Origin of the sequence: Vibrio eleionomae (genome assembly GCF_009874545.1) — a bacterium.
GTDB lineage: Bacteria > Pseudomonadota > Gammaproteobacteria > Enterobacterales > Vibrionaceae > Vibrio > Vibrio nitrifigilis.
This window is the reverse complement of record NZ_WEKT01000004.1, coordinates 138767-164564: the sequence shown is the minus strand read 5'-3', so window position 1 is coordinate 164564 and position 25798 is coordinate 138767. Positions and strand designations below refer to the sequence as shown.

Below are 25798 nucleotides of genomic sequence, written 5' to 3'. Positions count from 1 at the left end.
CGGCTCCTTAAAATGCAACCGCATGTTGCCATTCTCGAATCCAAGCTTTGCGATGTGCGGCCACTTGCTCAGGAGAAAATTCCAACGCGTGTTTCGGCTTATCTAGTTGTTGGAAACCTTGAGGTAACTGAGTAGCCACCACAGGATACATCCAGTTCGTTGTTGGAATCTCTTTTTGGAATGAATGGCTAACCATATAAGATAAGAATTGATCGGCTAATTGAGAGTGCGGTGATCCTTTCACCTTCGCAGCCACTTCCACTTGTAAGTAATTTCCTTCGGCAAAATCTGCCGTTGCGTAATCATGATTGTTTTCAGCAATCACGTGGTAAGCCGGAGACGTTGTGTATGACAACACCATATCCGACTCCCCTTTTAAGAACATCGAATAAGCTTCTGACCACCCTTTTGTCACAGTAACGGTTTTTTTCGCCAAACGTTGCCATGCTTGTGGTGCCTTATCGCCATAGACCGATTTTACCCACAGCAATAAACCTTGACCGGGAGTCGATGTGCGAGGATCTTGATAGATAATAGTAAGATCGTTACTTTTATCTACCATTTCACGTAAAGAGTGTGGAGGATTGGTAAGTTTTTTCTTGTTATAGACAAAGGCAAAATAGCCGTAATCGTAAGGAACGAAAGTGGTATTTGTCCATCCGTTGGGCACTTGCAATTTGGTTACATCAACGTTAGATGAAGTAAATAAGCCGGTTTTTTGTGCTTCAGTAATTAGATTGTTATCCAACCCTAAAACCACATCAGCTTTGCTATGTGAGCCTTCTAGACGCAATCGGTTAAGAATCGAGACGCCATCTTCTAAGGGTACAAATTTCAGCTCACACCCACATTGACTCTCAAACCCTTTTTTCATTGCTGGGCCCGGCCCCCACTCTGATGTAAATGAATCATAGGTATATACAGTGAGTGTCTCTGTTTTTGCCCATACAGAGCTAGACAGCATTGCGGAACTTAAAACAGTCAGAGACAGTAAGTGAGATAAAGAAACAGAAGGTGGGTTTAGTCGTTTTGTTTTAGATAGTAATTTCAAGGCTCGCTCTCCTAGTATGATGAGCGGCACAGGCTTGAGGTGGATGAGAAGAATCAGAAGTTCGATTTTGACAGCCGCACTCAATTCCTACGCCAGCATTATCTGGTTCAGGTGTTTAATCACTAAGATGTGATTAACGGGTCCCGGATATCTTCCGATCTCAGCGCCGCTAACGCGGTTGGCTCCCCGATGAGTGCCGCAAATTGTAAAGCGAATTAGCTAAAGAAGCTACAATGTTGTGAATGATAAACGCGATTTTTGTGGGGTTGACCATGGCGATGAATCACCATCAACATCCAGTGAAAGAGTTACTTAGCTAATGCCTTAAGTAGCTTGTCGTGAATACCACCAAAACCACCATTACTCATCACCAAAATCTGGTCACCCGGTTGAGCTTCTTGTACGATCGCCGCAACTAAACTATCAATATCGTCTTTTACGATCGCTTTTTGATCACAGTGATCGGCAACGTCTTGCACCGACCAAGGAATGTTATTGGGTTGGAATAAAAACACTTCATCAGCGACCGATAACGAACGAGCTAAAGTTTCTTTATGAACACCTAACTTCATGGTCGCAGAACGGGGCTCAAGTACAGCCAAAATACGCTGTTGGCCAACTTTGTTACGTAAACCGCCTAAAGTCAGCGCTATCGCAGTTGGGTGATGAGCAAAATCATCATAAACAGTGATACCTCTAACCTCGCCTTTTAGCTCTAAGCGACGTTTGGTATTTACAAATTTAGCCAAAGACTCACACGCTAAATCAGGAGTCACTCCCACATGCCGCGCTGCCGCTATCGCCATTAGGGCGTTATGCATATTATGATCGCCGACCAAATCCCATTTCACATGCCCGACAACCTGGCCTTCGAATAGAACATCGAACTGACTGGCATCCGCGGTCTGTTTTACGCCATTCCACTGATCGTTATCACCCAGAAACTCCGTTTCACTCCAACAACCACGCTCTAATACATCATGTAATGCTTCATCTTGGCGTGGTGTAAAAATACGACCATTTCCAGGAACAGTACGGACTAAATGGTGAAATTGGCGCTTGATCGCTTCCAGATCATCAAAAATATCGGCATGATCAAACTCAAGATTATTCATGACCAATGTGCGAGGATGATAGTGGACAAACTTAGAACGCTTATCGAAAAAAGCACTGTCATATTCGTCGGCTTCAACCACAAAAAACATGCTTTCACCCATACGAGCCGAGACACCAAAGTTCCCCAGCACACCTCCAACCAAAAATCCTGGCTGATAACCACAATCTTCGAGAATCCAAGCTAACATGCTAGAAGTCGTTGTTTTACCATGTGTACCAGCCACAGCTAATACCCAACGGTCATACAGTAAGTGTTCCTGTAACCATTGCGGTCCAGAGGTATAACGTAGATTGTGATTCAGTACATATTCAACGCAGGGATTACCACGACTCATTGCATTACCAATTACTACCAAATCAGGTTGTGGCTCTAATTGTTTTGGGTCGAAACCTTCTATTATTTCAATACCTTGAGATTCAAGCATCGTACTCATCGGCGGATATACATTGGCATCACTACCCGTCACCTTATGTCCTGACTGGCGCGCTAACATTGCCATCCCTCCCATAAAGGTGCCGCAGATGCCCAAGATATGAATATGCATAGATATGTGCCTTACAAAAAGAGTATGTTGTTTATTAAGAGGTAACGTCTTGCTCGCCCATTATCCTCATTCAATCCGTAAAAGCGAGTCAAGCTTTATCAGGACAATGTCATTTTCCTCGTTACCATTGCTAATTTGAGACCTAAAGCAATTACTTCAGTACTCGTAATAAGTAAAGCACTCTAAAATCGCAGTAAGTGCTTGTGTTATTAAGTTGTCAGTCACTAAATCAAGCATGGAAAACTCTAAAAAGACAAAATAAGGAAAAGACATGTCTGAATTGCGTACACTCGGGGAATTCATTGTTGAAAAGCAACATGACTTTCCTCACGCAAGTGGAGAATTGTCTTCACTGTTAGCCTCCATCCGTCTCGCGGCAAAAATTGTTAACCGTGAAATTAACAAAGCCGGTTTGGTGGATATCACAGGCTCAACAGGCGTTGATAATGTCCAAGGTGAAGAGCAGCAAAAGCTCGACGCTTTTGCGAATGAAAAATTTAAAGCGGCTCTAGAAGCGCGAGACCAAGTCTGCGGCGTGTGTAGTGAAGAAGAAGATGAAGCGATTGTATTTAGCAAAGAACTCAACCGTAATGCTAAATACGTTGTGTTAATGGATCCTCTCGATGGCTCAAGCAACATTGATGTCAATGTCTCTGTTGGTACCATATTTACCATTTATCGCCGTGTTTCTCCAGTTGGCTCACCTCCTACTCAGGAAGATTTCCTACAACCTGGTAATAAGCAGGTTGCTGCTGGCTATGTTGTCTATGGTTCTTCAACCATGCTGGTCTACACCACGGGTAACGGTGTCAATGGCTTTACGTATGATCCATCCATTGGTACGTTCTGTTTATCCCATGAAAACATGACGATTCCAAAAGATGGCAAGATTTATTCGATCAATGAAGGAAACTACATTCGTTTCCCGCAAGGTGTGAAGAAATACATCAAGTATTGCCAAGAAAATGTTCCAGAAGATAATCGTCCGTATACTTCACGTTATATTGGTTCTCTTGTAGCAGATTTCCACCGTAACCTACTCAAAGGTGGCGTCTATCTTTACCCTAGTACACAAAGCCATCCTCAAGGTAAACTCCGCTTGTTGTATGAATGTAATCCAATGGCATTTTTGATCGAACAAGCTGGCGGCCAAGCTACCGATGGAAAAACCCGTATCTTAGATCTAAAACCGACTGAGCTACACCAACGTGTACCATTATTCATTGGCTCAACCAACATGATGAATACGGTTCATGAGTTCTTAGAAAAATATCCAGATTCAGATTATTAATCCAGATTTGAGAACCACACGCTCAAATATAAAAAAGCCAGCTGATGCTGGCTTTTCTTGTTAAATACCTGAGTTAATCCATCATTATACCGTCATCCCAAGCATCACCTTGACGATAGCGGTCACCAAAATTAGGATTCATATCATCACAAACGCCACGATACGGACGATGACGAATACCAAGCTCATAAGGGTCTTGGCTACAATATTGTTGGACACCAGCAACATACCCATCTCGGTATGACGTATATAAGGTATCTGTTATCGCATGTTCACTCTGCTCTTTTAACTCTGCTATGGTCAGTTCGATTTGACCCGTCTTACCTTGTTCAAACCCATAATTTTGCCAAGCGTTTGAATCATCAGACATTGGTGCCTGCGAGCTACATCCTGCCAACAATCCTGCAAGTAGTAAGTAGTATTTCACGTGCGTTCTCCTATCCTGAATCGCCGCCTTCAGTATAGAAGTGGAATCAAGATCACTCTTACTAACGACACAATTAATTACAGATAATTTACACGCGCTGACACCAATCACCAGATTCAATTAACGTATCAAGATGATCACTATCTTGATAGATATAAATCCAAGCATCACCAAACGTGGTCGCAATAAGTTCACGTCGATACTCTACGGGAACATCTTCCAGCTCATCTAGCTTAGCTAGTGTCGCATCATCAACCATATAAACTTCACCTCTTATGGTGTGATGTCCCTCGACTAACCCAGGATATGGACCCAAATCGTATAAGGCGAACTCTGCTTTGGTTTCAAAATGCCCAAGCAATTGGCTATTAACCAAATACGAGTGATTACACTCCCCTTGGCGTAGGGTGCCATAAACAAAAACAAGATGTTGCACAGCGCTCTCCTTAGTCAAATTCGAACTGATACAGAATATCAACCGCGCTGGTTAACCCTGATACCGCTTCGACATACAAATCCTTCATTAACCGATAACGTACTGTAAACTCGCCCACAGAGTTAAAGATTCCCACACCATATTTCACCTGTAGACCAGGTAAAATATAACCACTGACGGTCACTTGAGAATCATCACCCGATCCTGACGTATCGAGCTGCAAATCTTGAACGCCTACAGCTTCACCAAGCTCACCCACCAGCTTACCACTTTGTGCAAGACTTAAACCGATCAATGTCGTAGTCATGGAGTTTCCTCCACCTTCTCCATCAATATCTTGACCTCTTAAGAGATAAGACAAGGCATTTGCTTGAGGCATACTAGGATCAGAATAGACGCTAACTTTTGGTTCATCGACTGGACCCGTCACTTTTATTCCCGCCGTCACATCATCTTCGGTATTATCTGGATTACGGATCGCATTGATCGATAAATAAGGCTGATCAACCGGCCCATTCATCAAGATCTTACCTTCTTTAATAATCAAGTCTTGACCAAAAGAGGTGTAAGTACCGTCTTCTAAATTAACTTCACCGGTCACAAATGGGCCTTTGTCCTTTTGCGAGACATTTAGGTGACCAATTAATCCGGCTTTCAAACCAAACGCATCCAAAAGAAAATCGTCACCAATATCAATTGAGACTGCCGTTTGTATTTCAAATGGGAATCGATTGGTCTTATCCACCGGTTTCAGATCTTTATTCAGTATGACTTGATCTTTCGACACACTGACAGCACTTGGTGGTAATTCTTCAACGGTTACACGCCCCCAAGGTAGTTTTATATTCCCCGTTATTGAGGCCAATTTGGGTTTGAGAGATAAAGATAAATCTGGAACGACTTTCGCTTCAACCATTGGTGGCATATCAACTAATAGAGATTGAGCACCAACGTGGGCATTGACTGCCCATTTGTCCATATCGGCCCAATCCGCATTTCCGGTTAATTGCAGCTTGCCATCCTGCGTTTCTATATCTGAACGCAATTGAGCTTGATAACCTGAGAAACCAATTTGAATATCGCCAGATTTTACTTCAACGGGCGTCACATCCCCACTCACGCCAATTTGTTTCACATTCAGTTGCCCCTGAATTTGAGGATGCAACATTTCACCTTTAAAGGATAAATCCGTATCAATATGAGCGGCAACTTTACTGTAGTCACCAAATTGATTCGCGAGGAAATCGATATTAAGCGGAGTGAGTTTAAGATGTCCCTGCATCTGTCTCTGTGCTTGGGTGACATCTGGAATCATAATATTCCCAGTCAGATCACCATTATTCGTCACATCGATAGACCAATCTGCAGTTAATTTATTGCCACGTAATTCACTATTCACTGAGACCTTATCCCAATGAATAACAAGTGGATTCGTTAACTCCTGAGTCAATTGGCCTTTGCTTACTGTAGCAGCTGCCTTCACTTGTGGTGGGTGATCTTTGGACCATTTAGCGGTGACCGACATATCGGCAACACCTTTAACACGAGTCTCTTGGGGTAAAAAATCATCAATTTGAGCAAAGTTAAGCTGATGAATCGATACATTCACAGCACCGCTTTTTCCAAGTGACGCATCCTTATCAAGACAAATCGACGCGTCTCCCTGCTGCCAGCAATGCGCTGCAATGTGTGCCGTTTTCTGCGCGACGTCTAAGCTTAACGCCGTTGCTTTGTTAATAGCCCAACTCCCTTGTGGAGAAGTGATACTCCATTGGTCAATTTGCCCTTGCCATTTAATGGTTGGTTTTTGCGTCAACTTACCAGAGACAGCCAAGTGAGTACTCAATTTAGGGTCAGGTGCAGTCAGATCTAGCGATACATGATGTTTGAGCTCTGAACCTTGCGCTTTTATAGTCACTCGGCTGATTTTTTCTTGTTGATAACGAATATTCTCGCCTTGAACCACCAAATCTAAGGTCGGCTCAACCAAAGGTGATACAGAACCTGTAAGAGAAACCTGATCAATATCGACTAACTTTTGCCAGTGGATTTGCTTACCAGCGACCGATAATTGAATATCAGGTTGCTTTGCTTGACCACGAAATTGCAGCGTTCCTTCAATATTGCCTTGTGCATCAGGCAAAGATTTACTTAAGTCGGGAACATGAACGGCCACATCCAAATTCCACACATCATCAAGCGTGCCATGAGCTGTAATTTTATTTAGCCCGTGGGCAAGTGTTATGCCTTGTGTCTTAACTTTAACCTGACCACTAGCGCTAGCATCACTGGCCGTTAGCTGCCCAGCAACGTGTAATGGATAATCTCGAACTTCCCCATCAACACTTAACTTCGGTAACTGAATTTGCCAACCACCTTGCTCAGTTAAAGACCCTGAGGTTTCAACATGACCACTGATATTTCCTTGGGCTTGTGGCCATTGCTTGCCTGGCTGGATATCTTGCATATCGACATTCGCTTGCCAATTCACCAGGCCTTGCCAGTTAGCCGCAGCAGTACCTGATATATGGCCGCCCAATGTATCTAAAGCCAAGGAAGAAAGCTGGATATCATGCAATGAGCCTTTGCCTTGCAGATTAAAGTGCGTCGTAGGGATCGCCTTGCCTGAAGCTAACCCTTGCAAAGCAATACGATATTGCTGCAGATTTCCTTGCGCAACCAAATCAGGAGACTTAAGTTGGTAATCGGCCTCTCCCCGTAGTGGCCATTGTGCATCCACCTGAGTGACATTCAGAGCAAATGGCATATTTGGCTCTAAGGTTTTTAACTGCCCCTGCAATCGAGCTTTCGCTTGTCCAGACAACTGAGCTTGCATGGTTAGATTAGCCACGCTGCCGTTAGCTGTTAATTGAATGCGTTGCCCAGCAAACTCTTTCAAATTAAGCGTCGTGTCTAAGTTTAAATTAAGAGGATAACCACCACTTAATGTCGCCTGCCCATACAGATTGGCTTTGCCTTGCGGCATAGTGACATTCAACAGCTTAATCGTCACATCATGGTTATACGCAGAACCCTTTAAACCAAGATGACGAACAATAATGGGGGAATCTTGCACCAAGGTAAAATCATTCACATCAAATTGTTCAACATCGATATCCACCGGTATGGTTATCTCGGGCAATGTGATTGGCGAAACCTGCTTGTTTGATTGCGCTTTTTTCGGAGCCTGTCCTTGCGGCTTAGCCTCAGATTTAGCCAATTGTAATTGCACGCTCTGCCACAATGTTTTCCCCAACTCAATTCGATTACCTCGCATCGAAGCTCGCGTTTCAAGATGCTGCCAATTCAGTTTGGTTCCATGAATATCAAGTTCGGTATCATCTGCGATCAATAACGGAATATACAGAGGGATTGGCGTAGCAATGCCAGTGACAGAACCAGAATCAGCGGAAGTCTCCTCTGCTGATGGCTCTGTCGAACGAAGAGTAAGATGTAATCCAGTCGTTTTTACTGTACGCAAGCAAATTGCGGGCTCAAGTAAACAGTGGCCTTTGATGCCTAAACTCAATGAATCAGCTGTAAGATCTATCCCCAAATCAGGATTGTTATAGCGCACACCTTTCAAGGTAAAACTGGGATATAAGGCGCCAGATGAGTCCTTAATTGTTAATTGAGGAACCCAGCTCTGAACAGCGACAAGAATCGTTTTCAGGCCTGAATGACTAAACAGTAAAGAACCAACAAAAACGGCAGTAATGAGCAGTAATGCAGTTAAAAACAGCGAGACCAACTTGGTCCATTTCAACGCAATATGGATCATAATTCAGGGCCTAGCGTAAAGTGAATACGGAATTGATCGCCAGGATCTTTATTAAGCCCCCATGCAAAATCGAGACGTAAAGGTCCAACAGGTGAGATCCAACGAACACCAAATCCCGTACCTGTTTTCCAATTTGGCAGGGTGTCAAAAGCATCACCACCATCAACAAATAAAGCGCCCCACCAATTTCCCGTAATTCGATATTGATACTCTAACGATCCGGTGGCTAGATATTTGGCTCCCGCTAGTGACCCACTAGAGTCTTCAGGAGAAATGGATTCATATTCGTAACCACGAATGCTGTTATCACCACCAGCAAAGAAACGTAAAGAAGGGGAAATTTTATCAAAATGTTGAGCAAGGTTAGCTCCACCATCAAGACGAATGATCCCACGATGGTTTTGCCCATAACTACGAATCCAAGAGGTTCCAGCCTGCACTCGAAAAACTTGGGTCTCAGAGAACAAAGAAGGATCGCCATATTCTAAAGTGATCGATTCTTTATCACCCCACATAATGACTGAGTTTTTAATTCGCGTTCGGGTTCGAGTATAAGTCACCCCTGGCAGCACGAAGCGACCAATATCATCCAATTCACCCTGTTCATAGTTTTCAACCAAATAACGAGCAAAAACAGTTCGATGCCAGCCATCATCCATTAACCAGTGACGTTCTATGGCTAAATTAGATTCTAAGCTTTTGGTGTCGAGACTATCGACATGCTTCATACCATATGCAATACGATAGTACTGATGTAAGACATCTTCGAGAGGAATCTTATAACTTAGTGTGATGACCTGCTCAGGCTCTGAAATAGAAAAACTACTATTAAAACTGTGGCCGTATTTGTTTACCCAAGGCTTTTTCCATGTCAACGTCCCTTTCACTCCGACATCAGTTGAATAACCTATCCCTGTTTCGAGTTGATTACGCGCCTGCGGAGCCAAAGAAACATTCATTGATAATTTTCGGCTTTTATCTAGGTTGGATAAGTCAGGCTCAACTAATACCGATGAGAACCATTCTGTTGTTGAAAGCGCCTGATTAAATTGCCCAACTTTCGATACATCGTATGGGTCACCTTCTTTGTATGGCTGTAGCGAAGCGACACGATCCGTTTCAATTTGGTTACCAGTGATGGTCGTCGAGCCAAATTGATAACGAATACCACTGGCAAAATGCAGTTGTATAAATGCTTGATTTAATTCGGGAGAAACACCTAACTGATTTTTGGTGAATTTGCCATTAAAGTAACCTTTACGTAACGCTAAGTTACTGATATTACTTTTTAGCTTGTCGTATTTGCTGTGATCTAAAGGATCGCCCACCTTCAATCCAGACTGGCGAATAAGATTTTGAAAATCTTTATCGCTGTCTGCTTCACCCGTGATCTCAACATCCACTTTGGCGATCTTAGTGACAACGCCCGGACTCACCGTCGCAATTAATTTATCGTCACCTTCCACCTCAAAACTGACCGCAGGATGGTAGTAACCAAGTGCATTCAATGCCTCAATGATGTCTTGCTTAACTTGAGACTGAAAACGTAATTTAGTGGAATAGTCTTCATTAGGAATAGAAGATAAATACGCCTGTACATTCTTCTCAAGGGAACCATCAATTCCCTGGATGTCTAAATCGACATTGGCGAAAGAAGAAGCAGAAAATAGCATTGCGCTGATAAACGCTGGAAAAGATGTTCGTCTCATGCTTAATTAAGGGAAATCATGTTCAGCAGGTTCTATGTCGTTAGCTAATAATCATACAGTGAAACGATAACCTCGTCTGTACGGAAACAGTCAAATATCGAATAAGTCTCTAAAAGAGAGTCTCGGTCAGCGCCAACAACAAAGGAATCACTATGCTCAATAAACAAGAAATGATCACTGCGGAAACCGCATTACCAGGTCGTTCAACCCCAATGGCAATCGAAGACACTCACTACGTCAATCAAACCAGCATGACGGCAGAACCAACGGAAGGTCAGGAACAAATTCTGATTGGTATGGGTTGCTTCTGGGGAGTCGAACGTCTGTTCTGGCAACTTGATGGCGTTATTTCTACTTCAGTAGGTTACTCAGGTGGCTTTACACCAAATCCAACCTATGAAGAAGTCTGCACCGGTAAAACCGGCCATGCCGAAGTCGTTCGCGTTATTTACGACAAAGCCGCCCTACCAATAAAAGAGCTATTGACCTACTTTTGGGAAAAACACGATCCTACCCAAGGCATGCGTCAAGGCGGTGATTTAGGTACGCAATACCGTTCTGCTATTTACTATTTCACAGAAGAGCAAAAAGCGGCGGCTGAAGAAACGAAACAAGCTTATCAAGCACTGCTGTCTGATAATGAGATGAACAACATCACCACGATTATCGAACCAGCACAACCTTACTACTATGCAGAAACTTACCACCAACAATACCTCGCCAAGAACCCAGAAGGTTACTGCGGGTTAGGCGGTACAGGTGTTTGCTTCCCTCCTAGTCTACAAGGCTAAACGCGCGTTTTCCCTGCTGGAGATTGATCTCCAGCAGGCTCTACTCCAACTATGGCTATCCCATTTTTCAGTTTGATCATTCATGCCAAAAATATGTTAGGGTGCACCGCTTTCACCGTACTCAGTTTGATCAACGGCCTCAGCTAAACGTCGCCATTTAGCAACACGCTAATGACTTAAAATGTAAGGATTGCTATGAAGCTATTTGTTCCTATTGCTCTATTATTGAGCGTGATTACTTTTACCTCGCAAGCACACAATTTAAAAATCGGTCACTCTGTACCTGCAGTGAAAGTGCAACATCAAGGCGAGATTTTTTGGCATCATAATAAAATCACCTTTGCACCTTGGTCGAGCAGTCAAATGGTAGGAAAAGTTCGTATCATCCAAGCGATTGCTGGGCGAAGCAGTGCCAAAGCAATGAATGCCCGATTGATGCAGGCCATTACTAAAGCAGAATTCGACTCCAATCGTTATCAAACAACCACGATCGTTAATCAAGATGACTCGATTTGGGGAACAGGCTCTTTTGTAAAATCTTCAGCGATTAGTGCGAAGAAAGAGTACCCGTGGTCATCAATCGTGCTTGATGAAAATGGTCAAGTCGCCGCTCGATGGCACTTAAAGCCCGAAAGTTCTGCCATTATTGTTCAAGATAAGAATGGCAAAATTTTATACACACACGAAGGCAAACTCTCTCAAGATGAAATAGAGCATGTTCTTCATTTAGTCCAAGTTGAGCTTCATTCGTAACAATTTATTAATAGTATCAATTAATCTTAGCTAGCCTTATTGCCACTTTGTTATGCTATAACATACTTACTCGCAGTGTTTAAATTTTGGTAACCAATGAGGCTAACTGTTGCACCATTCACCACAATAAGTCTGAAGTCATTAGCATCGTTGGCAATGGCGATTTGTGTTCTATGGATGAGCGTGGCTTTCGTAGCCCATGAAACAGATTATGATGTGTCACATCACCATCATATGTGTCAACATTACCACCATGTAAATACTGCGCTACTTCCCCACGTTCCAGCTCTGCCGATTTGGCAACCTCACACGATAAACTCACCTTTAGAGCGTGACTTACCCTTGCGTTTTATCGCCATTACTCGTCAGGCTCGCTCACCACCTTACAACTCTCCAATTTAAATTCACTACTATTTTTATTATTTGGAGTTGTCGATGTTTACCAAATCACTATTAAGCTTAACGCTATCTGCAGCCCTAGCCTCTACCGCTATGGCAAATGAAGAATTTACCCAACATGAAGCGCATGTACATGGGCATGTCGAATTAAATATTGCTCAGGATGGTCAAGACCTATTAATCGAAATCGATGCCCCTGGCGTCGATGTCGTTGGCTTTGAACATGAGCCGACCAATGCAGAACAACATAAAAAGATTGAACAAGCGCTAGCGCTATTAAACGACTCTGGGCAGTTGTTTTCCTTAAGCCATGCCGCCGGCTGTAAAAGTATCGACGTATTGGTCACGACCAGTGTTGGCGATGAAGATCACGACCATGACGAGCATGAGCATGAGCATGAGCATGAGCATGAGCATGAGCATGAAGAGCATAGCCAGCACCATGAGCACGAAGAAGAACATCATGAACATGGGGCTTTCAATGCACAATATCAGTTCCGTTGTGACCACATTGAACAATTGAATACACTCGAAACACATTGGTTTAAGCACTTTTCCAGCACTCAAGAGTTGGACGTCAACGTGTTCACTGACAAGCGACAAACCTCACTAGAACTCACACCAGAACGTCACATTATATCTCTATAAGTGACTTTAGGAGGTAAGTGCCCACTTACCTCCTATGGATAGAAGGATTTATGATGAGCGTCGAACAAACTGTAAACTCATCGCCAGTCATTGAACTAAACAGCGTTCATTTTCAATGGCCAAAAGCTTCCCGTAATACATTAGAGATTGAGACTTTGTCAGTAGCAGCTGGTGAGCACTTATTTATAAAAGGGCCAAGTGGTTGTGGTAAATCAACGTTACTTGGGTTGCTGACCGGAATTACTCAAGCGACTCAGGGAACAGTAAACGTGTTACAGCAGGAATTAACACAGCTACGAGCCAGCCAACGAGATAAATTTAGAGCCGATAACATCGGGTATATTTTTCAGCAATTTAACTTACAGCCTTATCTTTCAGTGATCGAAAATGTCACCTTACCTTGCCAATTGTCATCACAACGCAAAGCCAGATTAAAACAATCCCCAGAGCGCAGTGCATACCAACTACTCTCTAGATTGAAAATACCGGAATCATTATTAAACAAACCGGTCATTGAGCTCAGTATCGGCCAACAACAACGGGTTGCTGCCGCGCGAGCCGTGATTGGAGAACCTAGTTTGATTATTGCTGATGAACCGACATCGGCTCTTGATTTCGATACGCGCAGTACTTTTATTGACCTCCTGCTAGATGAATCTGACCGAGCGAACTCAACACTTATTTTTGTCAGTCATGATCCTACGTTAGAAAAGCGATTTAACCGAAGTGTGTACTTACCTGATTTAAATCGAGCAGGAGGAACACAATGAGAGTTATCTTTAATTTAGCGTGGAAGAGTGTCTTAAACCGCAAAACGACGGCACTACTTGTTGTTCTAACGGTCGCAATATCTGTCGTCTTATTGCTGGGAGTAGAACGAATACGAACTCAAGCTAAAGCGAGTTTTGCAAATACGATTTCAGGCACAGACCTTATCATTGGCGCTCGCTCAGGTCAGGTCAATCTACTGCTCTACTCCGTCTTTCGTATCGGTAATGCGACCAATAACATTGATTGGCAAAGCTTCCAAAAATTTGCTCACCACAAAGCGGTAAGCTGGGCTATTCCTATCTCTTTGGGCGATTCTCACCGAGGCTTCCGGGTAATGGGAACCAATCAAGATTATTTTACGCATTATCGCTATGGACGTAAGCAACCACTAACTTTTCAAGCAGGTAAACCATTTAAAGGGCTATTTGACGCGGTTATCGGCTCAGACGTTGCTAAAAAGCTCGGCTATCAAATAGGCAGTAAAATTATTATCGCGCATGGCATAAGTGATGTGGGTTTTAGCCGTCACGACAACTTACCTTTTACTGTGGTCGGGATATTGAAGCCAACCGGAACTCCGGTAGATAAAACCGTCCATGTGTCATTACCGGCTATTAAAGCCATTCATGTGGGGTGGGAATCAGGAGCGCATATTGGCGCAACACCGAGTGCAAATACCCTCAAACAGCATAGTTTCGCACCACAACAAATCACAGCCATGCTAATCGGTTTGAAATCAAAAATTCAGACCTTCGCTTTACAGAGAACCGTTAATAATTATCGACAAGAACCATTGAGTGCAATCATGCCCGGCGTTGCGTTACACGAACTATGGAGCATGATGTCTGTTGCAGAACAAGCCCTAACAACAATATCCGCCTTTGTCGTTATTGCGGGCTTACTCGGAATGTTAAGTAGCTTGCTGACGAGCTTGCAAGAAAGACGACGTGAGATGGCAATACTGCGAGCGATGGGAGCAAGGCCAAACCATATTTTTGCCCTGCTAATCAGTGAAGCAAGCCTGCTCACTTTTACCGGAATTCTGCTGGGATTATTACTCCTCTATGCACTGTTAACCATCGTCAGTCCGCTCATAGAACAAAGCTACGGCATCGTGATCGATTTTACAGGCATCAGCAACTACGAGTGGCACCTTATCGCTTATATTCAACTCGCAGGAATCATCATTGGTGTTATTCCAGCTCTGCGAGCTTATCGTCAATCTCTCAGTGATGGCATGACCATCAGATTATAGGAAACAGAATGACCAAATCGCTTTTTATACGAGTCTTACTTTGCCTTATATGGCTTCCGAGCTGTGCGTATGCCGAAGATGCGCTTACTCTAGATTGGATAGATTTAATTCCTCAAAGTGAGCGAGCACTCTTCGATAAACAAGGCATGCCAGTAACAAACCACAACGGAAATGCGCCTGCGGCTCAATCTAAATTGGGCGGAGTTCGCAAAGAATTAAATGGCAGCGTGGTGAAAATCCCCGGATTTGTCATTCCGTTAGAGGGAGATGAAAATCAAATTACCGAGTTTTTGCTGGTGCCTTACTTTGGTGCTTGTATCCATGTGCCACCACCACCGCCCAACCAAATTATTTATGTAAAATTTCCGCAAGGAGCAGCAGTTCAAGAGTTGTGGGATGTCGTTTATGTGACGGGAAAACTCAAAACAGAATCGACTGACTTAGAACTTGGCCAGACAGGTTATACATTGGAAGGAACAACAATCTCTATTTATGAAGATGGCGAAGAAGAAACCTCGATTAACTAGAGTTAGCATTTTGATTTAACCTACGATTAATACCAATCAGCGCAGTAAAAATGACTGTGAAACTAGTGAACCAATATTGCGCAATTACTGGAGAAAAAAGATTGGTATTAATCGAGATAGCTGGATAAGTAAATTAAAAGAGCAACATAAGCTGCGATGATTACGCCAATGACTAGGTGCCTCTTAAATCTCAATGTTTTCTGGTTTTTCATTTACACACCTCTGAGATAGGCAACAATTTTAACAAATTATTAGCATATTAGGTAGCGCAAATTTGTGCACTCTACTCCAGACTTTTACTAGCTCATCTAGCAATAAACGGGTACATTTTACTCTATGAACCTTTTTTCACCGTTTCAGGAACACCATGTCAACGCCGAAAAATCCAGTCGTTATCGAACATGAGGAAAGCGCCAATCACTCAGGTAATGAAAAGAAAAGTACCTATGTGAAAGACAGTGCAAGCCGTATTCTGAATATTGCGCATCAGCAAGGCTTAGACGCGCTATTACAAGACGAAAAGCCTAAACACACGCCTTATGAAAGAGCGATAAAACGGGAAAGAAAACGCCGTGAAGAAAGGCAGCGTAATTTAGAAAAGATCATTAAATTGGCACATGTCTCTTGTCACAACGAAACGGCTGGCGATCCTGATCAAGATTGGTTGCATCGCTTTTTTGACATGGCCCAAGATATTCACAACTCCTCAATGCAACGACTGTGGGCTCAGGTATTGAAACGAGAAGTGACTAATCCGGGCTTTACTTCAATGAAAGCACTGAAAATATTACAGGACATGACGCCGAAAGAAGCACAGATCCTTCAGCGCGCTGCAGCACTTTCGTGTAGTTTTGGCAGCGATCATAGCCTTAAACTTCTTTTTGGTGTACGAGCGCAAAATGGCAGTATATTCCGGTTAGGTAAACGGGATTCGACCGTAACCGTCAATATTGGTAACTTCAATCTCCCTTACTCAAGCCTATTGGTCCTGATTGAACTAGGTCTACTGCACGCCACAGAATTAGAATCAGGGGAAATAGAAATGGATCCACCATTGAGTTTGGCTTATCAAGGAAAGAACCTCGCATTGCAGCCATCGGGAAAAGGTATACGCTTGCTTTATTATCGTTTCAGTCCTACAGGGAATGAGCTTTGTCGACTATTAGGTAATAAACCGAACATGTCGTATTACGACCAGTTAGTCGCTTTACTTAGTCAAAAATTTACCATTCAGAGTGAAGTGACCAGCACTTTCCATCATGAAGTCTAAAAAACAAAAATCAGGTGATTACCTGATTTTTGCAACAACAGTAACATATTATGATTAGGTGATAATTGTTCTCTGCCTTAACGCTTCAAGACACAAATCCACTAGCTCATTAATGGATGCTTCACCCGCGGGTAAGTCAATCTCAGGGCTCTCTGGTGCTTCATAAGTAGAATCGATTCCGGTGAAATTAGCAATTTCACCTGCACGAGCCTTTTTGTATAAACCTTTTGGATCGCGTGATTCACACACATCAAGTGACGTATTAACAAAGACTTCGATAAACTCACCTTCGGGCAATAGATCACGAACCATTTGACGCTCAGCTCGATGCGGTGAGATAAAAGCGGTTAAAACAATTAACCCGGCATCTGCCATTAATTTTGCTAACTCACCAATACGACGAATGTTTTCTCGGCGGTCTTGTTCAGAAAATCCCAAATCACTGCATAAACCATGGCGAACGTTATCGCCATCAAGTAAATAGGTGTGAAAACCTAACTGAGCTAAACGGGTTTCTAACGCGCCAGCAATCGTCGATTTTCCTGCACCGGATAGGCCAGTAAACCACAGTACGGCAGGCTTTTGCTGTTTTAACTCGGCTCGTAAGTGCTTATCCACCGCATGTTGATGCCACACGATATTGTCATCTTTCACTTTAGGTGCTGAGCTCATAGTCTCATCCTTCTACAGATTATTGTTAATGAGCCACACCATTGGCTCATTAACTTAAAATGGAAAAAATACCGGAATTAATGTGATAACTAAGGTCGAATAAACCAAAGAAATCGGAATACCAATGCGTACATAATCACGTAGTTTGTAATTCCCTACGTTGTAGACCAATAAATTAGTTTGATAACCATAAGGAGATATAAAACTGGCGCTCGCCCCAAACAGCACAGCCATAATAAATGGCATGGGATCCACCCCATACCCGACAGCCATGCTATATCCAATGGGAAAAGCCAGTGCTGCGGCGGCATTATTGGTAACTAATTCGGTGAGCACTAACGTGACCAAATAGGTTGCGACCATGGCTCCAAATGCCCCCCATCCATTAAACGCATGGATAAACATCGCCCCCATTTTTTGCGACAAGCCAGTACTTATCATCAATTGAGCGATAGAGAGTGCAGAACCAACAATCATAATAATGTCGACAGGAAACCGGCGACGCAAATCACTAATCGTCAAGATTCCTGTGGCTAATAACAGGATAAGGTATCCCGCCAAGCCTTTAATTATTGGACATAAATGAAGTAACGCACCAGCAATCACCGCTATAAATCCCAACAATACTAACCAAGATTTCTGACTATCCAGTTTGGCGCTAGTATCCAAATCGTTAATCAATACAAATTCACGACTGTGCTCATCACGTTGTGATTCAAATTGCTTACCCGGCACCAGTACTAACGTATCGCCAGCAGTTAAAACGATATTGCCTAGCCCACCATCCAGACGCTCATGCCCGCGACGAATGGCAACAACAACCGCATCAAAACGTTCCCTAAATCGAGACGATTTTAATGTCTTATTACAAACACTGGCTGAAGAACTCACAACAACTTCAACAAAGTTTTGCCCATTAAGTTCTTTCTGCCCAAACAGGGTTAAACCGGAAATCTCTTGTAAAGTAGAAACACTTTCAACATCGCCACAAAATAGTAAGTGATCATTGGCTTCGAGAACAAAATCTGGGGTGACAGAAGGTAAACTGTGCCCTGATCGAATCACTTCAGCTAGATACAACTTACGCAATTCACGAAGATTATTTTGCGCAATGCTTTTACCGATGAGTGGTGAATCATCTTCTACAATCGCTTCTAAAAAGTAAGGTAAATCTCCACCTTGAGTTTGTTCATCTGTATTGGGCAATAAATAACTCAAAGGGATAAGAATTAATACGCCAACTATCATTACCGCTAAGCCAATAGTGGTAGGCGCAAAAAACGTTAATGCAGGTAATCCTGCATCCTCAACAAAGCTATTAATAATCAGATTAGTTGAGGTGCCTATTAGCGTTAATGTGCCACCAAATATTGCTGCATATGATAATGGAATCAGCAACTTAGAAGGCGCATGCTGTTGATTACGCTTAATAGCCCCAATCAATGACACAACGACCGCAGTATTATTGGTAAATGAAGACAAAAAGGCCGTAGAAAGGCCCAGTTTGGCAATGACAGTACCTAGGTGTCCGGTGGAAATGTTCCGACTTACCCAACTAATCAGTCGCGTTTTTTCCAGTGCTGCAGACACTAAGATCAGTAACACTAACGTGACTAATGATGAGTTAGTAAAATTGACAGCTAAGTCTGAAACATCCATCAATCCGGAGAAATAGGCGATGACAGTAGCGCCAGCGAACACAATACTAGGCTTGAGTCGAGTAACCAATAAACACGTTATAACAGCAAGCAATATTGCTAATACCAGCCCCTGTTCCCACATAATCATCCCTAAATAGGGAGGGAGAGCTTCCCTCCCTCACACGATTACTTAAGTAATTGGCTTAAATCTTTCGCACCCCAATGAGGGAAATGCTTACGAACCAATGCATTAAGTTCTAATTCAAACGCGCTGAATTGATCTGCTTGAACAGCCACATTATGTAGACTTTCACGAATCATCCCAGCACCAACGGTCACATTGCTCAGACGGTCAATAATGATAAAACCACCGGTATCGGCACAGTCTTGGTATTTATCAAGAGCAACTGATTCATTGAAAGACCATTCACACAAACCAATGCCATTGAGAGGCAGTTGCTGAGTTGGTGATGTTTCAAGGGTATTGATGTCGTATTGATGACGAATACTCTCTACATGCCCTACTGTTTTCTTGCCAGCGATCTTAATGTCGTAATCACGATTGGCTTCCAACGGTTGATCAGTCATCCAAACGACATCGGCTAACAAGTGGTTGGTATGCGCAACATCAGAGCTTTGTGGCACAATCAGGTCGCCACGACTGATATCAATCTCATCCGTTAGCGTCAATGTGACAGCTAGACCAGCTTGAGCCGATTGCAAGTCTCCATCGAAGGTAACAATACGTTCAATCGTTGATTCTTTACCTGACGGTAGCGCCTTAATTTTATCGCCAACGTGGACTGTGCCAGCAGAGATAGTGCCCGCAAAACCACGGAAATCGAGGTTCGGACGGTTAACATACTGCACAGGGAAACGAAAATCTTCATTACCTTTTGGTGCATCTATATCTACGTCTTCAAGAAGTTCCAGCAGGGTTGGACCTTGATACCAAGTCATATTCAGACTTTGATCTACCACGTTATCGCCTTCTAAAGCCGAGATCGGAATGATCTTAATATCTGTTTCCCCACGTAAGTGTTCTGAGAAATCTAAATACTGCTGTTTGATTTCTTCAAAACGATCTTGTGAGTAATCGACCAAGTCCATTTTATTTACGGCAACGACAAAGTGTTTAATACCCAGTAGATTCGAAATAAACGAGTGACGACGTGTTTGATCCAATACACCTTTACGACCATCGACCAAGATAACTGCCACTTCACAAGTTGATGCACCAGTTGCCATATTACGAGTGTATTGCTCATGTCCTGGAGTATCAGCAATGATGAACTTACGTTTCTTGGTTGAGAAATAACGGTAAGCAACATCAATGGTGATGCCTTGTTCACGTTCTGCTTGAAGACCATCCACAAGCAAAGCCAAGTCTGGGCGTTCACCAGTAGTACCAACACGTTGACTATCAGAACGAACAGCCGCCAGTTGATCTTCATAAATTTGTTTTGAATCGTGTAGCAAACGGCCGATTAAGGTACTTTTACCATCATCTACGGATCCACAAGTAAGGAAGCGCAGTAGTGATTTGTGTTGGTGTTGATTGAGGTAACCTTCAATACCTAGCTCAGCAAGTTGAGCTTGAACTGCATTATTCATACTCTTTCCTTAGATCCTTAGAAGTAACCTTGACGTTTTTTCATTTCCATCGATCCGGACTGATCGTGGTCGATCGCACGGCCTTGACGTTCACTTGAGGTCGTCACCAGCATCTCTTCGATGATTTCTGGCAGAGTTTGCGCTTCAGACTCCACTGCACCAGTTAATGGGTAACAACCTAACGTACGGAATCGAATACTTTTATGCTGCAGCTCTTCACCAGGAAGCAGTTCCAGACGATCATCATCTTTCATAATGATCATGCCATCACGCTCAACCACTGGGCGCACCGCTGAGTAGTAAAGAGGAACGATTTCAATCCCTTCTAGGTAGATGTATTGCCAGATATCTAACTCAGTCCAGTTAGATAGCGGGAACACACGAATACTCTCGCCTTTGTTGATTTGGCCGTTATAGGTATGCCAAAGCTCTGGACGTTGGTTCTTAGGATCCCAGGTATGGTTTTTGTCACGGAATGAGTAAACACGCTCTTTCGCACGTGATTTTTCTTCATCGCGACGAGCGCCACCGAAGGCGGCATCAAAACCATATTTGTTCAGTGCCTGTTTCAGTGCCTGAGTTTTCATCACATCAGTATGTTTTGAACTATTTTCAAAAGGACTGATATTCATCGCTAAACCTTCTGGGTTCTTATGCACGATTAAATCGAGATCGAATTTTTTCGCGGTATTATCACGAAACTTGATCATCTCTTTAAACTTCCAATTGGTATCGACATGCAGCAACGGGAAAGGAATTTTGCCCGGATAAAACGCTTTACGCGCTAAGTGCAGCATGACCGATGAATCTTTACCAATCGAATACATCATGACAGGATTGGAAAATTCAGCCGCCACTTCACGGATGATATGGATGCTTTCAGCCTCAAGTTTTTTCAAATGAGTTAAGCGTTGTTGATCCATCTTATTGCTTCCTTTTAGTTTGCCGACAAGCTAGCTTGCTTTCTCTCAAACTGAGCTTTGTGACTCTGCAATATGAATATTAAGCGTATTGGAATTGAGTATGTGGTTGTTGCTCACTGCCAAACCATTGCAGCTTATCGGCCAATGAGACCACTTCACCTACGACAATCAATGCCGGTGATTGCGCCTCTTTTGCCAACTCAGCTAACTGGTTTAACTGACCACGGAATACTTTCTGTGTTGCCTGAGTACCGCGTTCAATAATGGCAATCGGTGTTGATGCTTGACGACCATGGGCAATAAGCTGTTGAGCAATAAATTGGGATTTCATCAACCCCATATAAATAACCAGTGTTTGATGACCTCTAGCCAGCGTTGACCAATCCAGATCATCAGCATCTTGTTTTCGGTGTCCGGTCACAAACAACGCTGACTGAGCAAAATCACGATGAGTGAGGGGGATACCTGCATATGCAGTAGCACCCGCAGCGGCAGTAATTCCAGGGACGACATGAAAGCGAATCCCTTCATCGAACAATATTTCTAGCTCTTCACCACCACGACCAAACATAAAGGGATCGCCACCTTTAATGCGTACGACACGATGACCTTGTTTGGCAAAATCAACGAGCAGTTGGTTAGTTTTTTCTTGAGGAACACTGTGATGACCAGCACGTTTACCTACGCAAACTAAGATGACATCACTTGGAACCAAAGCCATGATTTCTTCTGATACGAGATAGTCGTAAAGCAAAACATCTGCTTGCTGCAGAAAGTTTAACGCTTTCACAGTTAACAGCTCTGGGTCACCAGGACCGGCACCAATTAATGCCACTTCACCAGCAGGCAATTGGCTGCGAGAAAGCTGAGTCACAGCATTAGTCAGTGCCTGTTTTTCAACTGACATTAAATTTGGGGATTTACGAGCTATTGAGGATACGTCTATCACGTCTGCCATCTTTGTCATCCTTTACTCAATTCATGGGTTGCATTATGAGCAGAGGAAGTTATTACCTGAAATTCTAAAATTTCATTTTTTATTCGAAAAATTGATATAGCATTGGCATGATTGAAGCATTGATTAATCAAAAATACAGTCAATACTTTGTTACACAAGGGTTACAAGCAAACACGACATAAAATGTGGGTATGATAAACAGCCGCACTTTTCTCAGGTTACCTAGTCAATAAAATTATTTTTACCTTAGATTGACGAAAATAGTGATGTTGATTTGCTATGAAAAGTTGTAAACCTATGCGTAAATCTGCAAACAACGAGAGCCAGTAAGGAGATTGTATGTCCCTGAACATCTTCAAAAACTATTTAAGCCAACACCAATTTTCAGCCAATGATATTGCCTTACTGTGTGAACACGCTTCTCTTATCGAGTTGCCCACTAGTCACGTTTTTATCCATCAGGGACAAAATCCGCAATACGCTTACTTTTTACAATCGGGTTTATGTCATGCCAGCTACCTGACTGCAGCAGGGGAAGAAATTGGAAAAAGTTTCTTTTGGGAAGAAGATTGGATTATAGGCTTTGAAAGCCTTATTACTCAGGCACCTAATCCTTATTTGCTTGAGTCATTAACCGATGTTAGCGTAGTACAGATTCCTCTCGACTTACTACAAGAGTGGCGTGAGCAAACAAACCCGCTATACATGCGCTTATTGGAGATGGAATGGCTGTTGAAAGAACAGAAAGAACGCTTCCAACTCTTTTATAGTGCGCAAGAGCGCTATCAGCTATTCCAGCAACAGTTCCCTCATTTGCTAGAACAGATCAGCAATAAAAGGCTGGCAGATTATTTAGGAACAAATGAACAAGCACTATTAGAGATGAAACAAGCTTTTCTTGACGATTCTCACCGTAAATCATAAAAATTAAATAGAGGCAAAAATGGATATTAATTGGCAATGTGTCAGCTTTGATGAACTATCAACACGCCAACTCTACGAAATCATAAAACTGCGTGTCGACGTCTTTGTCGTGGAACAAAATTGCCCCTATGAAGAATTGGATAATAAAGACCATCAGTCAGGCGTTAAACATCTCCTAGGCTACCTGAATGATGAACTGGTTGCATACTCGCGCCTACTACCTGCTGGTATTAGTCTTCAACACTTAAGCATAGGACGCGTCATCACTAAGCAGAGCGCTAGAGGTTCTGGCCTTGGTAACCAACTACTTGAGCAAGCAATTAACCACTGCAACCAATACTGGCCTAATCAAATCATAGAAATCGAAGCACAGGCCCATTTACAAAAATATTATGAGCACCATGGCTTCGTTAAACATTCAGAACCATTTATGCTCGATGGCATTCCCCACATTGAAATGCAAAGAGCCAACTAAAGAAACAACCAAAGGAATTGATAGCGATTCCTTTGGGTTAACTATTTACAGCTATGCGATACCCTATCATTTGCTCCGGCCAAAGCTGCCATTCGACATGCGGAAAAACATCACAGATTTATCATTTTTTTCCAACTGTAAGATGTCGAGTTCGCCCTGCTTATTCAATTTATATCTGACTAACTGACCACGTTTAATGTGGCTAAGTGGCTTATCGCTTCCTTCAATCTTAACCAATGCGCCAAGATCCGCCATCGAGAGATCGTTATTACGGAACACAGCGGCTAGTGTATCTCCTTTTTGCACGATATATTGATGCCATTGCTTAGATTTCGGCGCGCTATTCTCACTACTCAGTTGCTCACTTAAGCCCACCGTATTCACATCAATACTGATTCGCTGTTCTTGAGACGGTTGCTGCGTAGAGTTAAGTTTAGGTAGCGGAATAAAAGCAATAACGAGCACAACTGGAATAAGTATTTTAAGCCACAATCGATGGCGCTTGGGCAATAACATCCAACACGCCTTACCAGCTGCGGGAAAATTACGCCACTGAATGCTACCAACCCATTTAGAGACAAATGCAACGTAATCAGTTTCCTGCTTTTTCTTCTTACGACGATTCATGGTGTTCCGCCTGTTGATCAAGTAAGTGTAATCCAAAGGACTTTACAAACTTGTCTAGCAAAATGCCCGAGTCCTTGGTGGAAGCCTAAAATAACATTAATGAAATATCAGAGGCTTGCGCTATAAGTATAAAAACTCATTCAGCGAGAGTATAGAGCTAAGAAGGGTTTCTTCTGAACCTTGACAAAATCTTGTATTTTTAAACATTCAGATCAGGAAGCAAGTCACACCTTGGATGGTTTCTATGCTCTTTTGTCTCCAACCGTTTAATCCAACCTGTTAACCTGTTATGCTTTCGCCTTTATCCATCAAGACAAAGAGTGACTTGTATGTCTGAAGTGAAATTTGAAACTGTAGAGCAAAAAGCAAGCTACGGTATTGGTATCCAAATGGGCCAACAACTTGCAGGTAGTGGTCTAGAAGGCCTAAACGTTGACGCAATCGCTGCCGGTATCGCAACTGCACTTGCAGGTGACGTACCAGCTGTTGAAATCGATGAAATCAACCAAGCGCTACAAGCAATGCACCAACGTGCAGAAGAAGTTCGTCAAGAAGCCGCTAAAGTAGCAGCATCTGAAGGCGAAACTTTCCTTAAAGACAACGCACTACGTCCAGAAGTGACCGTTCTTGAGTCTGGTCTTCAATATGAAGTACTAACTGAAGGCAATGGCGAAATCCCAACTTCAGACAAATCTGTACGTGTTCACTACCACGGTGAACTCGTTGACGGTACTGTATTCGATAGCTCAGTACGTCGCGGTCAACCAGCTGAGTTCCCTGTAACTGGCGTAATCAAAGGCTGGGTTGAAGCTCTACAAAAAATGCCTGTAGGCTCTAAATGGAAACTGTACGTACCACACGATCTTGCTTACGGCGAGCGCGGTGCTGGTGCAGCAATCCCTCCATTTGCAGCACTTGTATTCGAAGTTGAACTACTAGATATCCTGTAATTCTACTTCTTGTTCATAAAGAACACAGTCAATTAATAGCAACGGCGCTCTTTGAGTGCCGTTTTTTTATTTTTCGATAAGCAGGAGGTAAAACGCGAAATAATTGATATGAGACTAAGTAGAGAAATTAGAAAGAAAGAAAGAAGAAGAAATGAGAGAGAAAGATTTGTAGAGATAACTGGGAGGGAATAATGTTTTTAGGTATAAAAAAGCCGAGCATAAATGCTCGGCTCTTCTTTTAACTA

The 25798-nt window shown here is 42.9% G+C and carries 24 protein-coding genes; 12 read left to right on the top strand and 12 right to left on the bottom strand.

Translation table 11 applies throughout. The features are described from left to right. Positions 1-7: 7 nt before the first annotated feature. A complete protein-coding gene (gene thiB, locus F9817_RS04060) occupies positions 8-964 on the bottom strand; it encodes a thiamine ABC transporter substrate binding subunit (protein WP_161153732.1) in 957 nt (318 codons plus the stop codon). 395 nt (positions 965-1359) lie between these two features. Beyond that, on the bottom strand, positions 1360-2712 hold the full coding sequence (mpl, locus tag F9817_RS04055) for a UDP-N-acetylmuramate:L-alanyl-gamma-D-glutamyl-meso-diaminopimelate ligase (protein ID WP_161153682.1): 1353 nt from the start codon (positions 2710-2712) through the stop codon (positions 1360-1362). A gap of 271 nt (positions 2713-2983) precedes the next feature. Between mpl and fbp the strand changes: the two genes are divergently transcribed. Continuing rightward, positions 2984-4003, top strand: a complete 1020-nt coding sequence (gene fbp / locus F9817_RS04050; protein WP_161153681.1) for a class 1 fructose-bisphosphatase — start codon at positions 2984-2986, stop codon at positions 4001-4003. Between the two features lie 73 nt (positions 4004-4076). On the opposite strand, the gene F9817_RS04045 is transcribed toward fbp, so the two are convergent. From F9817_RS04045 to tamA, 4 genes are all read right to left on the bottom strand, one after another. Then, the gene (locus F9817_RS04045; RefSeq protein ID WP_161153680.1) at positions 4077-4430 is read right to left on the bottom strand and encodes a DUF2799 domain-containing protein; all 354 of its coding nucleotides are present in this window, start codon (positions 4428-4430) and stop codon (positions 4077-4079) included. 88 nt (positions 4431-4518) lie between these two features. Continuing rightward, entirely contained in the window at positions 4519-4866 is a 348-nt protein-coding gene (locus F9817_RS04040; RefSeq protein ID WP_161153679.1) for a gamma-glutamylcyclotransferase family protein, read from the bottom strand. A gap of 10 nt (positions 4867-4876) precedes the next feature. After that, positions 4877-8647: an autotransporter assembly complex protein TamB gene (tamB, locus tag F9817_RS04035; protein ID WP_161153678.1), complete on the bottom strand. Its 3771-nt coding sequence runs from the start codon at positions 8645-8647 to the stop codon at positions 4877-4879. Next, the gene (tamA, locus tag F9817_RS04030) at positions 8644-10356 is read right to left on the bottom strand and encodes an autotransporter assembly complex protein TamA (RefSeq protein ID WP_161153677.1); all 1713 of its coding nucleotides are present in this window, start codon (positions 10354-10356) and stop codon (positions 8644-8646) included. Before tamA ends, tamB begins: the two co-directional genes overlap by 4 nt. 152 nt (positions 10357-10508) lie before the next feature. On the opposite strand from tamA, the gene msrA reads away from it, so the two are divergent. From msrA to F9817_RS03990, 8 genes are all read left to right on the top strand, one after another. Further along, positions 10509-11147 (top strand): peptide-methionine (S)-S-oxide reductase MsrA, encoded by a 639-nt coding sequence (msrA, locus tag F9817_RS04025; protein WP_161153676.1) that lies wholly within the window; start codon positions 10509-10511, stop codon positions 11145-11147. A 195-nt stretch (positions 11148-11342) separates the two neighbouring features. Then, complete coding sequence (locus tag F9817_RS04020; protein WP_161153675.1) at positions 11343-11900, top strand: YtfJ family protein; 558 nt, start codon at positions 11343-11345, stop codon at positions 11898-11900. A 183-nt stretch (positions 11901-12083) separates the two neighbouring features. Then, positions 12084-12302: a hypothetical protein gene (locus F9817_RS04015; protein WP_486679362.1), complete on the top strand. Its 219-nt coding sequence runs from the start codon at positions 12084-12086 to the stop codon at positions 12300-12302. Between the two features lie 33 nt (positions 12303-12335). Next, on the top strand, positions 12336-12947 hold the full coding sequence (zrgA, locus tag F9817_RS04010) for a zinc uptake protein ZrgA (RefSeq protein WP_161153673.1): 612 nt from the start codon (positions 12336-12338) through the stop codon (positions 12945-12947). 53 nt (positions 12948-13000) lie between these two features. Then, positions 13001-13717 carry an ABC transporter ATP-binding protein gene (locus F9817_RS04005; RefSeq protein WP_161153731.1) on the top strand — a complete coding sequence of 239 codons (717 nt, stop codon included), beginning with the start codon at positions 13001-13003 and terminating at the stop codon, positions 13715-13717. Beyond that, positions 13714-14973: an ABC transporter permease gene (locus F9817_RS04000; RefSeq protein WP_161153672.1), complete on the top strand. Its 1260-nt coding sequence runs from the start codon at positions 13714-13716 to the stop codon at positions 14971-14973. The genes F9817_RS04005 and F9817_RS04000 overlap by 4 nt, the downstream gene beginning before the upstream one ends. A gap of 8 nt (positions 14974-14981) precedes the next feature. Then, positions 14982-15500 (top strand): DUF3299 domain-containing protein, encoded by a 519-nt coding sequence (locus tag F9817_RS03995; RefSeq protein ID WP_161153671.1) that lies wholly within the window; start codon positions 14982-14984, stop codon positions 15498-15500. Positions 15501-15867: 367 nt separating this feature from the next. Next, positions 15868-16770 (top strand): TIGR03899 family protein, encoded by a 903-nt coding sequence (locus tag F9817_RS03990; RefSeq protein WP_161153670.1) that lies wholly within the window; start codon positions 15868-15870, stop codon positions 16768-16770. Between the two features lie 54 nt (positions 16771-16824). Here F9817_RS03990 and cysC read toward each other — a convergent pair whose 3' ends face one another. The 5 genes from cysC to cobA form a co-directional block, all read right to left on the bottom strand. Then, positions 16825-17442, bottom strand: coding sequence for an adenylyl-sulfate kinase (cysC, locus tag F9817_RS03985; RefSeq protein WP_161153669.1), 618 nt, complete (start codon positions 17440-17442; stop codon positions 16825-16827). 54 nt (positions 17443-17496) lie between these two features. Beyond that, positions 17497-19224: an SLC13 family permease gene (locus F9817_RS03980; protein WP_161153668.1), complete on the bottom strand. Its 1728-nt coding sequence runs from the start codon at positions 19222-19224 to the stop codon at positions 17497-17499. A gap of 44 nt (positions 19225-19268) precedes the next feature. After that, positions 19269-20696 (bottom strand): sulfate adenylyltransferase subunit CysN, encoded by a 1428-nt coding sequence (gene cysN / locus F9817_RS03975; RefSeq protein WP_161153667.1) that lies wholly within the window; start codon positions 20694-20696, stop codon positions 19269-19271. 17 nt (positions 20697-20713) lie between these two features. After that, a complete protein-coding gene (gene cysD / locus F9817_RS03970) occupies positions 20714-21619 on the bottom strand; it encodes a sulfate adenylyltransferase subunit CysD (protein ID WP_161153666.1) in 906 nt (301 codons plus the stop codon). 79 nt (positions 21620-21698) lie between these two features. After that, positions 21699-22526 (bottom strand): uroporphyrinogen-III C-methyltransferase, encoded by an 828-nt coding sequence (cobA, locus tag F9817_RS03965; protein ID WP_427916697.1) that lies wholly within the window; start codon positions 22524-22526, stop codon positions 21699-21701. Between the two features lie 390 nt (positions 22527-22916). Here cobA and F9817_RS03960 point away from each other — a divergent pair, with 390 nt between their 5' ends. Both F9817_RS03960 and F9817_RS03955 read left to right on the top strand, forming a co-directional pair. Then, entirely contained in the window at positions 22917-23501 is a 585-nt protein-coding gene (locus tag F9817_RS03960; RefSeq protein WP_161153664.1) for a Crp/Fnr family transcriptional regulator, read from the top strand. A 19-nt stretch (positions 23502-23520) separates the two neighbouring features. Then, positions 23521-23976 (top strand): GNAT family N-acetyltransferase, encoded by a 456-nt coding sequence (locus F9817_RS03955; protein ID WP_161153663.1) that lies wholly within the window; start codon positions 23521-23523, stop codon positions 23974-23976. Between the two features lie 66 nt (positions 23977-24042). Here F9817_RS03955 and F9817_RS03950 read toward each other — a convergent pair whose 3' ends face one another. Continuing rightward, on the bottom strand, positions 24043-24603 hold the full coding sequence (locus F9817_RS03950) for a LysM-like peptidoglycan-binding domain-containing protein (RefSeq protein ID WP_161153662.1): 561 nt from the start codon (positions 24601-24603) through the stop codon (positions 24043-24045). Positions 24604-24932: 329 nt separating this feature from the next. Here F9817_RS03950 and bamJ point away from each other — a divergent pair, with 329 nt between their 5' ends. Then, positions 24933-25553, top strand: coding sequence for a BamJ family beta-barrel-assembly machinery protein (gene bamJ / locus F9817_RS03945; protein ID WP_161153661.1), 621 nt, complete (start codon positions 24933-24935; stop codon positions 25551-25553). The last annotated feature ends 245 nt before the right edge of the window (positions 25554-25798 follow it).

Coding starts and splice junctions, on each gene's coding strand:
- cysC (WP_161153669.1), bottom strand. CDS start 17,442: ATGAGCTCAGCACCTAAAGTGAAAGATGACAATATCGTGTGGCATCAA.
- zrgA (WP_161153673.1), top strand. CDS start 12,336: ATGTTTACCAAATCACTATTAAGCTTAACGCTATCTGCAGCCCTAGCC.
- F9817_RS04020 (WP_161153675.1), top strand. CDS start 11,343: ATGAAGCTATTTGTTCCTATTGCTCTATTATTGAGCGTGATTACTTTT.
- tamA (WP_161153677.1), bottom strand. CDS start 10,356: ATGAGACGAACATCTTTTCCAGCGTTTATCAGCGCAATGCTATTTTCT.
- tamB (WP_161153678.1), bottom strand. CDS start 8,647: ATGATCCATATTGCGTTGAAATGGACCAAGTTGGTCTCGCTGTTTTTA.
- cobA (WP_427916697.1), bottom strand. CDS start 22,526: ATGTCAGTTGAAAAACAGGCACTGACTAATGCTGTGACTCAGCTTTCT.
- F9817_RS04000 (WP_161153672.1), top strand. CDS start 13,714: ATGAGAGTTATCTTTAATTTAGCGTGGAAGAGTGTCTTAAACCGCAAA.
- cysN (WP_161153667.1), bottom strand. CDS start 20,696: ATGAATAATGCAGTTCAAGCTCAACTTGCTGAGCTAGGTATTGAAGGT.
- F9817_RS03950 (WP_161153662.1), bottom strand. CDS start 24,603: ATGAATCGTCGTAAGAAGAAAAAGCAGGAAACTGATTACGTTGCATTT.
- msrA (WP_161153676.1), top strand. CDS start 10,509: ATGCTCAATAAACAAGAAATGATCACTGCGGAAACCGCATTACCAGGT.
- mpl (WP_161153682.1), bottom strand. CDS start 2,712: ATGCATATTCATATCTTGGGCATCTGCGGCACCTTTATGGGAGGGATG.
- F9817_RS03990 (WP_161153670.1), top strand. CDS start 15,868: ATGTCAACGCCGAAAAATCCAGTCGTTATCGAACATGAGGAAAGCGCC.
- thiB (WP_161153732.1), bottom strand. CDS start 964: ATGCTGTCTAGCTCTGTATGGGCAAAAACAGAGACACTCACTGTATAT.
- bamJ (WP_161153661.1), top strand. CDS start 24,933: ATGTCTGAAGTGAAATTTGAAACTGTAGAGCAAAAAGCAAGCTACGGT.
- F9817_RS03960 (WP_161153664.1), top strand. CDS start 22,917: ATGTCCCTGAACATCTTCAAAAACTATTTAAGCCAACACCAATTTTCA.
- fbp (WP_161153681.1), top strand. CDS start 2,984: ATGTCTGAATTGCGTACACTCGGGGAATTCATTGTTGAAAAGCAACAT.
- F9817_RS03955 (WP_161153663.1), top strand. CDS start 23,521: ATGGATATTAATTGGCAATGTGTCAGCTTTGATGAACTATCAACACGC.
- F9817_RS04005 (WP_161153731.1), top strand. CDS start 13,001: ATGAGCGTCGAACAAACTGTAAACTCATCGCCAGTCATTGAACTAAAC.
- cysD (WP_161153666.1), bottom strand. CDS start 21,619: ATGGATCAACAACGCTTAACTCATTTGAAAAAACTTGAGGCTGAAAGC.
- F9817_RS03995 (WP_161153671.1), top strand. CDS start 14,982: ATGACCAAATCGCTTTTTATACGAGTCTTACTTTGCCTTATATGGCTT.
- F9817_RS03980 (WP_161153668.1), bottom strand. CDS start 19,224: ATGTGGGAACAGGGGCTGGTATTAGCAATATTGCTTGCTGTTATAACG.